Consider the following 12,573-nt stretch of genomic DNA (forward strand, 5'->3'; position numbering starts at 1 on the left):
CTACACCTGCGACAAACTAGATGACAGGCTTATGACGTATTCTCCGTTTTTTATCCACGGCGCGGATCGCCCGTCCCGCTGGCTGATCACATGTGACCACGCAACCAATACGGTGCCCCCCGAAATCAACGGTGGAGACCTCGGGCTACCGCGTGAGGATATGGAACGTCACATTGCCTATGATGTCGGCGCCTATGAGGTGTCAAAACATCTGGGTGAAATTCTGAATGCCCCTGTTATTGCGGCGAATTTCTCGCGCCTCGTCATTGATCCAAACCGGGGTGAGGATGACCCCACCCTGCTGATGAAGCTCTATGATGGATCGATTATCCCAGGCAATCGCCACGCCGACACCGTTGAGCGGGATCGGCGCCTTAACATGTGTTATCGCCCCTATCACGAGGCGCTTGAGCGTATGGCCGGGCTGCCGCATGCGGTGATCGTATCGATGCATTCGTTCACCCGCCAATTGCGGGGAAGGGAGCCGCGCCCTTGGCATATTGGGGTCTTGCACACGCCTGACGAACGATTCTCTCGCCCATTGATCAACCGCCTTGAGGCAGAAGGTGATTTGTGTGTCGGCGTCAACGAACCTTATACCGGCGTATTACCCGGTGACGCGATTGACCGACACTGCACAGCTCATGGCCGTCCGAACGCTCTGATTGAATTGCGCAACGATCTGATAGCCGACCACGCCGGACAACGTGCCTGGGCCGAGCGGATGGCCGTCGTGTTACAGGACGCGCTGGCTGACAGCGGCCTTTGAGCGCACGTCATTGTTAGAAAAGCCCCTGACCCCCATATAATATTGGAAAGGAGGCGACCATGACTCAGGAGTTTCTGACGGCCGTCTTCGGCTGGATGGCCGTACTAAATATTGCGGTCTTATTGTTCACCACTGTGATGATTTTGCTGCTACAGGACTGGATCGCAGGCATTCACGGTAGAATGTTCCAGATGGAGCGCCCAGCCGTCAAACGGGCCTATTTTCGGTACCTTGCGAACTACAAGATTCTGACACTGATCTTCTGCATCACGCCTTGGCTGGCTTTGAAACTGGCCTGACACGCTGTTTGTTGAAACATTGCAGTTGGACCGTTAGTTCAAGAACAACGATACTGTCATCCGGAGCCAGACCATGGACAAGCAAACCGAAATCGAACTTCAGGCCGCCGCGTTCCGTCGGCTGCAAAAGCACCTGATGGAAGACCGCACCGATGTTCAGAACATCGACATGATGAATCTGGCCGGGTTCTGCCGTAACTGCCTGTCGCGCTGGTATCAGGAAGCAGCTAATGAAAAAGGCATCGAGATGGGCAAGGACGAAGCCCGTCAGATTTTCTATGGCATGACCATGGATGAGTGGAAGGCGAATTATCAGACTGAGGCCAGCCCTGAAAAACAGGCCGCTTTCGAAGTCGCCTTCGAAGAGAATGTAACGAAAAAGGGCTGATACCCGGAATCAAAAAGGCCCGCCAGATCGGCGGGCCTTTTTAGTTAGATCGCTGCCTTGCGGCTTTCGTCCAGATAGATTTCGCGAAGGCGCTTGGCGATTGGACCCGGGGTACCGTCGCCCAGCGCGACACCGTCGATCTCAACCACAGGCATCACGAACGCACTTGCCGAAGTGGTGAAAGCCTCATCCGCCTCTTTCGCCTCGTCAATTGTGAACAAACGCTCTTCAACTTCCATCTGCGCCTCTGCCGCCATGCGCAGCACGGCCTTACGGGTGATGCCGTGCAGAATGTCATTGGACAGCGGGCGAGTGACGATCTTACCGTTCTTGACGAAATAGGCGTTGTTGCTGGTGCCTTCCGTGACATAGCCGTCCTCGACCATCCACGCATCATCGCAGCCCGCTTTCTTGGCCATCATCTTGCCCATCGACGGGTAGAGCAACTGCACGGTCTTGATGTCGCGACGACCCCAACGGATATCCTCAATCGAGATGATCTTGGCGCCCTTCTTGGCCGCAGGGCTGTCGGCCAGACCCGGCTTGTTCTGAGTGAACAGCACGAGGCTGGGTTTCGTATCGGCGGACGGAAACACGAAATCGCGGTCACCATCCGAGCCACGGCTGACTTGCAGATAGATCAGACCTTCTTCGATGCCGTTCAGCTCCACCAGCTTGCGGTGGATGTCCAGCAGCTCTTCCTTGGTGCAGGGCTCGGCCATCTCCAACTCGTCCAGCGACCGCTTGAGACGCACTGCGTGGCCTTCGAAATCGATCAACTTGCCGTCCAGAACGCTGGTGACTTCGTAAACGGCGTCCGCGAACAGGAAACCACGGTCAAAGATGGACACCTTGGCCTCGGTCTCGGGCAGGTATTCGCCATTTACGTAAACGGTGCGGGTCATATGTTGTCTCCTCAGCCCCAAAGTGCTGCCACTGGCGGGTGCACTCCGGCATCATCAAATTTCAGCGGGTTGTCGCGGTCTTCGGCCAACAGAAGCGGGCCGTCAAGGTCCGTTACCATCGCACCCTGCGCCAACAACGTGGCTGGGGCCATCGCCAGAGAGCTTCCGACCATGCAACCAACCATGACTTTGTAGCCTTCCGCCAACGCGGCTTCGCGCAATGCCAGAGCCTCGGTCAGGCCACCCGTTTTATCCAGCTTGATGTTCACCACATCGTACTTGCCTTTGAGGGCAGGCAGGCTGGCCCGGTCATGGCAGGATTCATCGGCACAGACGGGTACCGGACGGTCCATTCCAATTAGAGCCTCATCTTCCCCGGCAGGTAGAGGCTGCTCGACCAATTCAACACCCAGTCGCACCAGATGCGGGGCAAGATCGGCGTAGACCTCAGCTGACCAACCTTCGTTGGCATCGACAATAATCTTGGACTTCGGCGCACCAGCGCGCACGGCCTCTAACCGGGGCATGTCGTCAGGCGTGCCCAGCTTGATCTTCAGCAGCGGGCGATGTGCGTTTTCAGCGGCTTGCGCCTGCATCGCTTCGGGCGTTGCCAGAGACAAAGTGTATGCAGTGATCTCGGGCCCCGGCACTGGCAATCCAGCCAGTTCCCAAGCCCGCTTGCCCGCACGCTTGCACTCCAAGTCCCACAGCGCGCAGTCCACAGCGTTTCGCGCAGCTCCGGCAGGCAACAGGTCCATTAGCGACTGGCGGGTGAACTCGGCAGGCAGGCCAGCAATCTCGGCCTCAACCGACTCGAGCGTCTCATCATAGCGCGCATAGGGAACACATTCGCCCCAGCCCTGATGGGTTCCATCCGAAATCCGAACCGTCAGCACCTTTGCCTCGGTCCGCGACCCGCGCGAGATGGTAAACACCTGCGCCAGTCGAAACACATCACGAGAGACTTCTACCTGCACGCAAACGCTCCTTCATTTCTTATAAAAAACACCAAGGGCAGAGCCCCCTGCCCCCGGCGCGTTGTTCAGATCACATCGCGGCCAGCGCGTCCACCAGCTTGCCCGAGCCAAAGCGGAACGGATCGGTTGCGGGCAGACCCATGTCGGCCTCGATCTTAGCCAGATATGCAGTGGCGTCTTCTTCGGACATGTGCTGCGTGTTAACTGAAACGCCGACAACCTGACAGTCAGGGTTTGCGACCTTGGCTAACGCCAGCGCTGTGTCCCGCAGGGCTTCCAGCGTGGGCTGCTGATAGGTGGGCAGGCCGCGCATATGCTCGCGCGTCGGTTCGTGCGACAAGATCAAAGCATCAGGCTGACCGCCGTGAATCAGCGCCATGGTCACACCAGAATAAGACACGTGGAACAACGAGCCCTGCCCTTCGATCAGATCCCAGTGGTCCTCATCATTGTCGGGTGTCAGCCATTCGATCGACCCAGCCATGAAATCAGCAATAACTGCGTCCAGTGGAACACCGTCACCTGTGATCAGGATGCCCGTTTGACCTGTCGCGCGGAAGGTGGACTTCATACCGCGCTTGCGCATTTCGGCATCCATTGCCATCGCGGTGTACATCTTGCCCACCGAACAATCAGTGCCGACCGCAAGACAGCGCTTACCTTTGCGCTTGATGCCGTTGGCAATTGGATAGTCAACTTCGGGCACACGAACGTCGTGCAGTTTCTGGCCTGTTGCTTCGGCAACCGCCACCAGATCAGGTTCATCGCGCAATAGGTTGTGCAACCCCGACGCCAGATCGAAACCTTCCTCCAGCGCCATAACCAGAACCTTTTTCCACTCCTGGCTAATGACACCACCGCGGTTGGCAACGCCGATGACCAGAGTCTTAGCCCCAGCCTCTTTCGCCTCGGTCAGCGACATGTCGGTCAGACCAAGATCGGCCTTGCAGCCCTCCATCCGGTACTGACCTACGGCGTTTTCCGGACGCCAGTCTTTAATGCCAACTGCCACTTTGGCCGCCAATTGGTCGGGCGCATCGCCCAAAAACAGCAGGTACGGTGTCTCGATCATTGCGGTGCACTCCTTTGATTCTGACGCAGGCTAAGGGACGTCCTTAACGAGTGTTTCTCGTTTTCCTCCGGCTTTACTCATTTGAGTGAGAGATTTTTGCGTGATTGCCGAAACCTGCGCACATTTCTTCTAAGTTTTCCTATCGATTATTATTTAATCACCAGTCATATCCCGCTTCACGGTGAATGCTGCGTCTGCATTGCCGCAGCTGCACAAAGCCACTTGCGAAGCATCGCGCAATTTAATACCCCATAACGCAAGAAAATCGTAATTTCCTTTCTCGCACGAGGTCCAAATGAGCTTTCGCATTCAACCCGCCGCCCCCGCGCGCCCAAACCGTTGCCAGCTGTTCGGGCCGGGTTCTAACACTAAACTGTTTCCCAAAATGGCCGCGTCAGCAGCAGATGTGATCAATCTGGACCTCGAGGACTCGGTTGCGCCGTCCGACAAGGATGTAGCCCGTGCGAATGTCATCGAGGCGCTGAACACCGTTGACTGGGGCAACAAGTACATGTCGGTGCGGATCAACGGGCTGGACACGCCTTATTGGTATCGCGACGTTGTTGATGTGATGGAACAGGCTGGCAACCGTCTGGATCAGATCATGATCCCCAAGGTCGGTTGCGCTGCGGACGTCTATGCCGTGGACGCTCTGGTCACTGCTATCGAGCGCGCCAAAGGCCGTACCAAGCCAATCAGCTTCGAGGTCATCATCGAATCCGCCGCTGGCATCGCGCATGTAGAAGAGATCGCTGCTTCCTCCCCCAGGATGCAAGCGATGAGCCTTGGCGCTGCAGACTTTGCGGCATCCATGGGCATGCAGACCACCGGAATCGGCGGAACTCAGGAAAACTACTACATGCTGCGTGAGGGCGAAAAGCACTGGTCCGATCCGTGGCACTGGGCACAGGCGGCGATTGTCGCAGCTTGTCGCACACATGGAGTGCTGCCGGTGGACGGACCGTTCGGCGACTTCTCGGATGACGAGGGCTATATCGCTCAAGCCAAACGCTCGGCCACGCTGGGCATGGTGGGTAAATGGGCAATCCACCCAAAACAGATCGCGCTAGCCAATCAGGTATTTACCCCGTCGGACGAGGCTGTATCCGAAGCCCGCGAAATCTTGGCCGCGATGGAACAGGCCAAGGCAAATGGCGAAGGCGCCACTGTTTACAAGGGGCGACTGGTCGATATCGCTTCGATCAAACAGGCCGAAGTGATCGTGGCCCAAGCCGAACTGATCGCCGCGAACGGATAACCAAAAAAGGCGCCCTGCAGGGCGCCTTTTTCCTACCGGCCGAAGACGTTGTTTGGTGTCCAGGTGATACGCTCACCCTGTTTACCTGACTTCATCATCAGGCAGGACGTCCCCAATTTTTGGAAGTAAGTGATCTTAAGCGGATACCATCCGGCCTGAGGTACTTCGACCTCGGTACGTTGATTGGCCTCGCATCCCTGAATGCCCCGGACATATCCAATCTGCTGGCCACCGACCCATGCATCTATCCCGTCATTCGACCACGTTTCCAACTCATAGATCCCGGGTGTGTCGAACCGCATGTAGCCGGTTATCTCAGCGGCCACGTTATAGGGGTCGCTGAATGTCAGTACGGGTTCGCCTTTGTATGTGTCGGCGTAGTCCAGACCGCGAAGCGGCTGGCCTGGCTTGGCCTTCGACAACATTTGCTGCGCCTGGCCTAAATCGCGGATTTTCCGCTGCGTGCCATTTCCAACATATTTGACGTTCAAGCCCGCTTTCGGGTTGGGTTGAGGGTTTGCTGGCTGCAGTTTCAGCGGCGCAGCCGTGGCGACGCCGGTAATCAATGCCATAATTGCTGCAAGCGTTCCGGTCCGAACGAGTTTCATAGTCATCTCCCTGAGCTTGGACCGATCAGGGGTTATTTCCCCTCTTCTAGATCGGGTGCTTTGCACGACTCTAAGACCAGAGATTTTACCCTGCAAGGCAGTTAAGAACCACCTTGCCTAATCAAGCCCGCATATCTTTGGGAGACCCCATCACCACGTAAGACGTGATCGAGGTCACGTGCGGCAGAGTTCCCAACACTTCGGTGTGTAAGGTTTTGTAGGCCGGAAGGTCAGCGCATTCTACGCGCAACAGGTATTCAATCGTTCCGGTGATGTTGTGGCATTCAACAACTTCGGGGGTCCGCTGCAAGGCGCGTTCGAACCCTTCCTGAGCAGCCTTGGTGTGCTCACCCAGACCAACGCCGATATAGGCAACAAACCCAACGCCCATCGCGGCCGGGTTCAATACTGCACGATATCCAGAGATCACGCCCCCGCGCTCAAGCTCCTGCACTCGGCGCAGACAAGCCGACGGGGAAAGACCCACGCGTTCGGCGAGCTCCAAGTTACTGATGCGACCGTCACGTGATAACTCACGCAATATGTGTTGGTTTATCTGATCTATCTTCGCCATTAGTTGCAAAACTACTGCCAAAACGCATCAAAACGCAATTTCATTTGTTCTTTTTGCAGCAATTATCCCGACATGACCTATGAGATCCTTTTTGCCCTGATCACCTTTGCGTTCGTCTCTTCGATAACACCGGGACCGAACAACCTGATGCTGATGGCTTCGGGAGCAAATTTTGGGTTTCGCCGAACAATTCCACACATGCTGGGCATAGGCCTGGGATTTACTTTTATGGTACTGCTGGTCGGAACGGGATTGGTTCAGGTTTTTGATGCCTATCCGGTCAGCTACTCCGTGCTGAAAGTCGCGTCTGTTGCCTACTTGCTGTACCTCGCCTGGAAAATTGCACACGCTGCACCAGCCAAGGGTGAAACTGCAACCGGAACCCCAATGACCTTTTTTCAGGCTGCCGCGTTTCAGTGGGTGAACCCCAAGGCTTGGGCCATGGCGTTGACGGCGACGACCGCTTACACGCCCGACCACACAGTAGAGGCTATCCTGATCGTTGCGCTAATCTTCGGTGCGGTAAACCTGCCATCGGTCAGCACCTGGACTGTTCTGGGACAACAAATGGCGCGGATCCTCACGAACCCGCGCCGACTGGTTTTTTTCAACTGGACTATGGCCGCGCTGCTCATCGCCTCGCTCTATCCCGTCCTTTGGCCGCACTAAGTTACTTTAGCGGTAGGCAGATCTCGGTCAGCAAGTCTTCGGGGGCGGTCTCTCGCGGATCGTTGAGATAGATCTCATAGCAGGGCCGGTCTGCAGGTTCTTCACCCGATTCTGGCAACCAGTTTCCAAACAGAGTGTGATAAGCCGCAGCAAGTCCCGAATATGGCCCTTTGAACGTCAGAACAGCGGTTTTCCCGCCGGGGATGTTCAGGCTTTCAATACCTTCAGGCGTGGCATCACCCCGAATTTCGGCCCCTGCATAGCTTCGCAAGTCGTCTTCGGGCACATCATCTGGGCTGTCCAAATAAACTCCGATCGCCGGTCCAACCTGAGACCAAAGCTGCCGGGACTCGCAAAGTGCGCCAAAGGCTTCAAAGCTTTTGCCGATCTCGGCATAAGCCCCTTTGTGCGGCAGAGCGACGACACGGCGGGCGGGTTCTGTTCGCGTGGTAATAGGATGCATTGGATATTCTCCGGTTTTGAAATGAGGATTAGCAGGCAGAAACTGTCCAGCCCTGCGAAACGCGGCAGGGCTGCTGCCGTAGACCTCGGAAAAGGCCCTCGAAAAGGAATTCAGGTTTGGATAACCGATTTCTGCAGCAACTCGTGCTACCGGCTTGTCCGACTGCACCAGCCAGCAAGCCGCTCGGTGCAATCGGATACGGCGCACGGCTTGCGCGCAGGTTTCGCCCGTCAGGGCCCGAAACACGCGATGCCAGTGAAACCGCGACATCGCGGCCACATCTGCCAGTGCGTCCAGCGACAAGTCCCCATCAGGGTGATCGTGAATATAGGACAACACGCGCAGAATGCGGTCTTCATAACTGGCAGCCATCGGCATCCATCCTTTTGTTTCTGCCTGTCCGAGGTTGCATATTCTGCATCCACAAATCTTGCTGAGTTGCATCCCGGGCAACCTCAGGTCATATAGCAGAGAACTTCCGCGTTGAGAGGCGTCATGACCCAGTATCTGGATTTCGAAAAACCGCTGGCCGAGATCGAAGGCAAAGCCGAGGAACTGCGCGCGTTGGCCCGTGCCAACGAAGAGATGGACGTGGCCGAAGAAGCCGCCGCGCTGGATGCCAAAGCTGCCAAGCTGCTGGACGAGCTTTACGGCGACCTGACACCATGGCGAAAATGCCAGGTGGCGCGTCACCCTGAACGCCCCCACTGCAAAGACTACGTCGAAGCACTGTTCACCGAGTTCACTCCGCTGGCGGGCGACCGGAACTTTGCTGACGATTTGGCCGTTATTGGCGGCCTTGCCCGCTTTAACGATCAACCGGTTATGGTAATCGGCCATGAAAAGGGCTCGGACACCAAATCGCGGATCGAACGTAACTTTGGTATGGCGCGCCCCGAAGGTTACCGCAAAGCAGTACGCTTGATGGAGATGGCCGGTCGATTTGGATTGCCTGTGATTACCTTGATCGATACGGCAGGCGCATACCCAGGCAAGGGTGCGGAAGAACGCGGTCAATCCGAAGCCATCGCCCGTTCAACCGAGATGTGCCTCAAGATCGGCGTGCCATTGGTTTCGGTCATCATTGGCGAAGGCGGATCGGGCGGTGCTGTCGCGTTCGCCACCGCAAACCGCGTCGCAATGCTGGAGCATTCGGTCTATTCAGTGATTTCACCTGAAGGCTGCGCCTCGATCCTGTGGAAGGATGCTGAGAAAATGCGCGAAGCGGCCGAGGCCCTGCGTCTGACCGCGCAAGACCTGAATAAATTGGGCGTCTGTGACCGCATCATCTCAGAACCCAAGGGCGGGGCCCATCGGGATCGCGAAGCAACCGTGGAATCCGTGCGCGCGGCTATCGCCGCTATGCTGCAAGAGTTGGACGGCAAGGACGCGGCGGCCCTTATCAAGGACCGCCGGCAGAAATTCCTGGATATCGGTTCAAAAGGGCTGGCGGCGTAACCGTCAGCCACCCAAGCTGCGCAACAAAGCCACCGAAGGCTCTCCGGTCACCGGAACACCGCTGGCGCGCTGATAGGCGCTGATGGCTGACTTGGTGTTGTTGCCGATAACTCCGTCTGCGCCCTGTGTATCATAACCAGCTGCCGTCAGACGGCGCTGTAGCTCTTTGCGATCGTCCAACGTCAAACCCGTCGCATCCGGCCCGAAAGAGGCCTGAAACGGCGCCCCGCCTGCGATGCGGTCCGCAAGGTGCCCAACGCCAATCGCGTAGCTGTCTGAGTTGTTATAGCGCTTAATAACCTGAAAGTTCCGGAACACTGCGATACGGGGTCCTGGCACCTGCGGCTGCAGCACCGCAACCGGGGTACCCGATACCGTTCCAACTTCGCCGCCCCAAGGCTGTCCACGAACCCAACCCGCACGAGCAAGGTAAGCGGCCGTCGAAGCCAAGGAGTCTGTTGGGTCCTCGGACCAAATGTCACGCCGCCCGTCCCCGGTAAAATCCACCGCATATGCAAGGTAGGATGTTGGGATGAATTGGGTGTGCCCCATCGCCCCGGCCCAGCTGCCGGTCATGTTGTCAGGGGTCGTGTCGCCATTTTGCAAGATTTTTAGCGCTGCGATCAGCTGGCTTTCAAAGAATTGCCCACGCCGCCCATCATAGGCCAGGGTCGAAAGCGCAGAAACCACGGGCACATCCCCTCGGCGGGCGCCATAGCGGCTTTCCAATCCCCAAACAGCAACGACAACCTCTTTGTCCACGCCATACTTAGCTTCGATCTGCGATAGCGTCCCAGCGTGACGTACCAGCATCTGCTTACCGGTGCTGATCCGTTCGTCCGAGGTTGCAATCGCCAGATAGTCCTCGAGAGAGCGCTTGAACTCGACCTGGTTACGATCCCGCTCGATGACGCCGGGCAAATATCCCGCCCCCTGAAAGGCCCGGTTGATCGTGGCCTGCGAAATTCCTTGCGATGCGGCGCGTCCTTTAAAACCAGCGACCCATGCGTCCCAACCCGCATTTGGGACTGCCTGCATCCGTGAAGCGGGCGTGCTGGACGGCACGCCTCCGGAACACGCAGCCAACATGGTGGAACCAAGGCCCAGGGAAAAAATCCGTCGATTGATCATGTCTGAAATCTGCTCTTGTTGTGGTTTGGTTCAGAGTAACCCAGACCCAATCCGCAAGCCAGAACGACGAAGCCAATCCGAAACAACGTGGCGCGCTCGGCGACAAGCCGCCTAACTTACCAACATCCGCAAGCCCTGCGTCACATCCGAGCGAACCGCCAGACGCAAGCCTGGTTCATCCCCCGCCTGCAATGCCGCGATGATAAGCTTGTGATAATGCGGCGGTTCTGTCCGGCGCAGGCGGCCGTAGAGGGCCCGCATAGTGGGGCCAAGCTGTAACCAGACTGTTTCCGCGATTGCCAGCATTGCCGGGGCCTGCGCTCGCAGGTAGAGCGTGCGATGAAATTCCAGATTGGTCCGAATGTACCCAACGGCATCGCGTTTGGTCACCATTTCAGCCACGTTCATATTGATGGTCTGCAACCGGTCAATGAGCGCAATATGAGCACGCGGCAAGGCCCGGCTGGCCAATTCGACTTCGAGCAAGGCGCGCAGAGCGGCCAACTCCTCGATCCGGTCATTGGTCAGTTCCGGCGTCGAAACGCGGCCCGACGATGACAGGAACAATGCACCCTCGGCGGCTAAGCGTCGAACGGCTTCGCGCGCCGGGGTCATCGAAACTCCAAATTCTTTACCGATCCCGCGAAGGGTTAGTGCCTGCCCCGGCGCCATTTCACCGTGCATAATACGCGACCGCAAAGCGCGATAGACGCGATCATGCGTGGCAGTCTGAGAGTCTGAGGAGCGAGAACTTAACATTACCCCATGTGATCACAAACTGTACTGGGGTCAACTCGTCGGAGCTTCAAATCGATATTGATGAAGCTGCGCCCCGTTGTCGCGCAACCAGCGCCGCTGGTGCTTGTAGTCACCAAAAATCCGTTCAACCTGAGCCCAAAATGCCGAGGAATGGTTCATCTCGGCCAGATGCGCTACCTCGTGCGCGGCGACATAGTGCAGGATTTCTGGCGGGGCCAGGATCAGCCGCCATGAGAACATTAATCCGCCTGCTGAGCTACACGATCCCCAACGGGAACGGGTGTCCCGAATGGTCAAGCTGGAGTATGGGCGACCCAGCATAGCCGCATAATCATCGCACGCGCCGGTCAAACGATCCCGCGCCAGTTCCTTTAGGAATCGCCCTAAACGTCGCGCTTCGGCGCCTTCGGGCACAGCGATTTCATCACCTTGCAACAAAACGCGCCGACCTTCCGCAGGCACAATGCGACGCTCCTCTCCTTCGATCGGTATTGTCTGACCGAATTGCACAACTGCCGGGTCGGGTCGCCCCTGCAAATGCCCCCGTATCCAATCTTCCTTGGTGCGCGCAAAGCTCAACGCTTCGGACTCAGGTACGTTTTGCGGATAGGTTAGCGTCACGCGGCCATCCAGTTGCGAAACCCGCAGACTGATCCGCCGCGCCCGCGCTGACTTGCGCAACGTCAGCGGCACCGGAGGCGTCCCGGGCAGTGCGTGATCTCCCATATGCCTGTTTCTCCTGCGCAAAGGCTTTGACAGTGCCAGCCGCATGTGGCACGTGACCTGAATCATTATTACGACTCACCTGATATCAAGGGGATTTGACATGCCCAAGGAAGAATGGGGCGTAAAGCGCGTTTGCCCGACAACCGGTAAGCGGTTTTATGACCTGAACAAGGACCCGATCATCAGCCCCTATACCGGCGAGATCGTGGAGCTTGAAGCCGGCAAAAGCCGGATGATCGCTGCGGATGCAGAAGATGCAGCCTCAGCCAAAGCACGCAAAGGTGCTTCGGAAGAGGATCTTGTTCTGGATGATGACGACAACGTCGATGTCGAACTGGACGATGATCTGCTGGACGATGATGACGACGAAAATGATAACGTCTCGCTTGACGATATCACCGACATGTCGTCGGAAGACGAGAACTAAGACCGGTCCGAGGCGGCCCCGTGCCGCCTCATGCCACCTCGGACGAGGGCAGTAAACTTTTTGGCGATTTCCATTCTTTTGGACTTGCAC

Annotated in this window: 16 protein-coding genes; 7 read left to right on the forward strand and 9 right to left on the reverse strand. The window is 57.1% G+C overall.

Going from position 1 to position 12,573, the window contains the following annotated elements:
* Positions 1-31 precede the first annotated feature (31 nt).
* The 3 genes from ACR0EO_RS20695 (at position 32) to ACR0EO_RS20705 (ending at position 1,456) form a co-directional block, all read left to right on the forward strand.
* The gene (locus tag ACR0EO_RS20695; RefSeq protein ID WP_480692775.1) at positions 32-769 is read left to right on the forward strand and encodes an N-formylglutamate amidohydrolase; all 738 of its coding nucleotides are present in this window, start codon (positions 32-34) and stop codon (positions 767-769) included.
* A 59-nt stretch (positions 770-828) separates the two neighbouring features.
* The gene (locus ACR0EO_RS20700; RefSeq protein WP_480692776.1) at positions 829-1,068 is read left to right on the forward strand and encodes a DUF6868 family protein; all 240 of its coding nucleotides are present in this window, start codon (positions 829-831) and stop codon (positions 1,066-1,068) included.
* A 73-nt stretch (positions 1,069-1,141) separates the two neighbouring features.
* Positions 1,142-1,456 carry a DUF1244 domain-containing protein gene (locus ACR0EO_RS20705; RefSeq protein WP_480655916.1) on the forward strand — a complete coding sequence of 105 codons (315 nt, stop codon included), beginning with the start codon at positions 1,142-1,144 and terminating at the stop codon, positions 1,454-1,456.
* Between the two features lie 44 nt (positions 1,457-1,500).
* Here the strand turns inward: ACR0EO_RS20705 and ACR0EO_RS20710 are convergent, their stop codons facing one another.
* The 3 genes from ACR0EO_RS20710 to dgcN form a co-directional block, all read right to left on the reverse strand.
* A complete protein-coding gene (locus ACR0EO_RS20710; protein ID WP_480692778.1) occupies positions 1,501-2,361 on the reverse strand; it encodes a D-amino-acid transaminase in 861 nt (286 codons plus the stop codon).
* A gap of 11 nt (positions 2,362-2,372) precedes the next feature.
* Positions 2,373-3,338 carry an N-acetyl-D-Glu racemase DgcA gene (dgcA, locus tag ACR0EO_RS20715; protein WP_480692780.1) on the reverse strand — a complete coding sequence of 322 codons (966 nt, stop codon included), beginning with the start codon at positions 3,336-3,338 and terminating at the stop codon, positions 2,373-2,375.
* A gap of 70 nt (positions 3,339-3,408) precedes the next feature.
* A complete protein-coding gene (gene dgcN, locus ACR0EO_RS20720) occupies positions 3,409-4,410 on the reverse strand; it encodes an N-acetyltransferase DgcN (RefSeq protein ID WP_480692782.1) in 1,002 nt (333 codons plus the stop codon).
* A gap of 295 nt (positions 4,411-4,705) precedes the next feature.
* Here dgcN and ACR0EO_RS20725 point away from each other — a divergent pair, with 295 nt between their 5' ends.
* Positions 4,706-5,668, forward strand: a complete 963-nt coding sequence (locus tag ACR0EO_RS20725; protein WP_480692784.1) for an L-malyl-CoA/beta-methylmalyl-CoA lyase — start codon at positions 4,706-4,708, stop codon at positions 5,666-5,668.
* Positions 5,669-5,700: 32 nt separating this feature from the next.
* On the opposite strand, the gene ACR0EO_RS20730 is transcribed toward ACR0EO_RS20725, so the two are convergent.
* Both ACR0EO_RS20730 and ACR0EO_RS20735 read right to left on the reverse strand, forming a co-directional pair.
* Positions 5,701-6,276 (reverse strand): PA14 domain-containing protein, encoded by a 576-nt coding sequence (locus tag ACR0EO_RS20730; RefSeq protein ID WP_480692786.1) that lies wholly within the window; start codon positions 6,274-6,276, stop codon positions 5,701-5,703.
* Positions 6,277-6,397: 121 nt separating this feature from the next.
* Positions 6,398-6,850, reverse strand: coding sequence for an Lrp/AsnC family transcriptional regulator (locus tag ACR0EO_RS20735; protein ID WP_480692787.1), 453 nt, complete (start codon positions 6,848-6,850; stop codon positions 6,398-6,400).
* A 72-nt stretch (positions 6,851-6,922) separates the two neighbouring features.
* On the opposite strand from ACR0EO_RS20735, the gene ACR0EO_RS20740 reads away from it, so the two are divergent.
* Positions 6,923-7,519, forward strand: coding sequence for a LysE family translocator (locus ACR0EO_RS20740; protein WP_480692789.1), 597 nt, complete (start codon positions 6,923-6,925; stop codon positions 7,517-7,519).
* Position 7,520: 1 nt separating this feature from the next.
* Here the strand turns inward: ACR0EO_RS20740 and ACR0EO_RS20745 are convergent, their stop codons facing one another.
* Entirely contained in the window at positions 7,521-8,354 is an 834-nt protein-coding gene (locus ACR0EO_RS20745) for an AraC family transcriptional regulator (RefSeq protein WP_480692791.1), read from the reverse strand.
* Between the two features lie 123 nt (positions 8,355-8,477).
* On the opposite strand from ACR0EO_RS20745, the gene ACR0EO_RS20750 reads away from it, so the two are divergent.
* Positions 8,478-9,440: an acetyl-CoA carboxylase carboxyltransferase subunit alpha gene (locus ACR0EO_RS20750; protein ID WP_480692793.1), complete on the forward strand. Its 963-nt coding sequence runs from the start codon at positions 8,478-8,480 to the stop codon at positions 9,438-9,440.
* Between the two features lie 3 nt (positions 9,441-9,443).
* On the opposite strand, the gene ACR0EO_RS20755 is transcribed toward ACR0EO_RS20750, so the two are convergent.
* From ACR0EO_RS20755 to ACR0EO_RS20765, 3 genes are all read right to left on the reverse strand, one after another.
* Positions 9,444-10,571: a lytic murein transglycosylase gene (locus tag ACR0EO_RS20755; protein ID WP_480692794.1), complete on the reverse strand. Its 1,128-nt coding sequence runs from the start codon at positions 10,569-10,571 to the stop codon at positions 9,444-9,446.
* A 111-nt stretch (positions 10,572-10,682) separates the two neighbouring features.
* On the reverse strand, positions 10,683-11,330 hold the full coding sequence (locus ACR0EO_RS20760) for a GntR family transcriptional regulator (protein WP_480692795.1): 648 nt from the start codon (positions 11,328-11,330) through the stop codon (positions 10,683-10,685).
* Between the two features lie 30 nt (positions 11,331-11,360).
* Positions 11,361-12,056, reverse strand: a complete 696-nt coding sequence (locus ACR0EO_RS20765; protein WP_480692797.1) for a M48 family metallopeptidase — start codon at positions 12,054-12,056, stop codon at positions 11,361-11,363.
* 100 nt (positions 12,057-12,156) lie between these two features.
* On the opposite strand from ACR0EO_RS20765, the gene ACR0EO_RS20770 reads away from it, so the two are divergent.
* The gene (locus tag ACR0EO_RS20770) at positions 12,157-12,483 is read left to right on the forward strand and encodes a TIGR02300 family protein (RefSeq protein ID WP_480692798.1); all 327 of its coding nucleotides are present in this window, start codon (positions 12,157-12,159) and stop codon (positions 12,481-12,483) included.
* Positions 12,484-12,573 lie beyond the last annotated feature (90 nt).

It is taken from the genome of Ruegeria sp. BE9, from assembly GCF_056538765.1.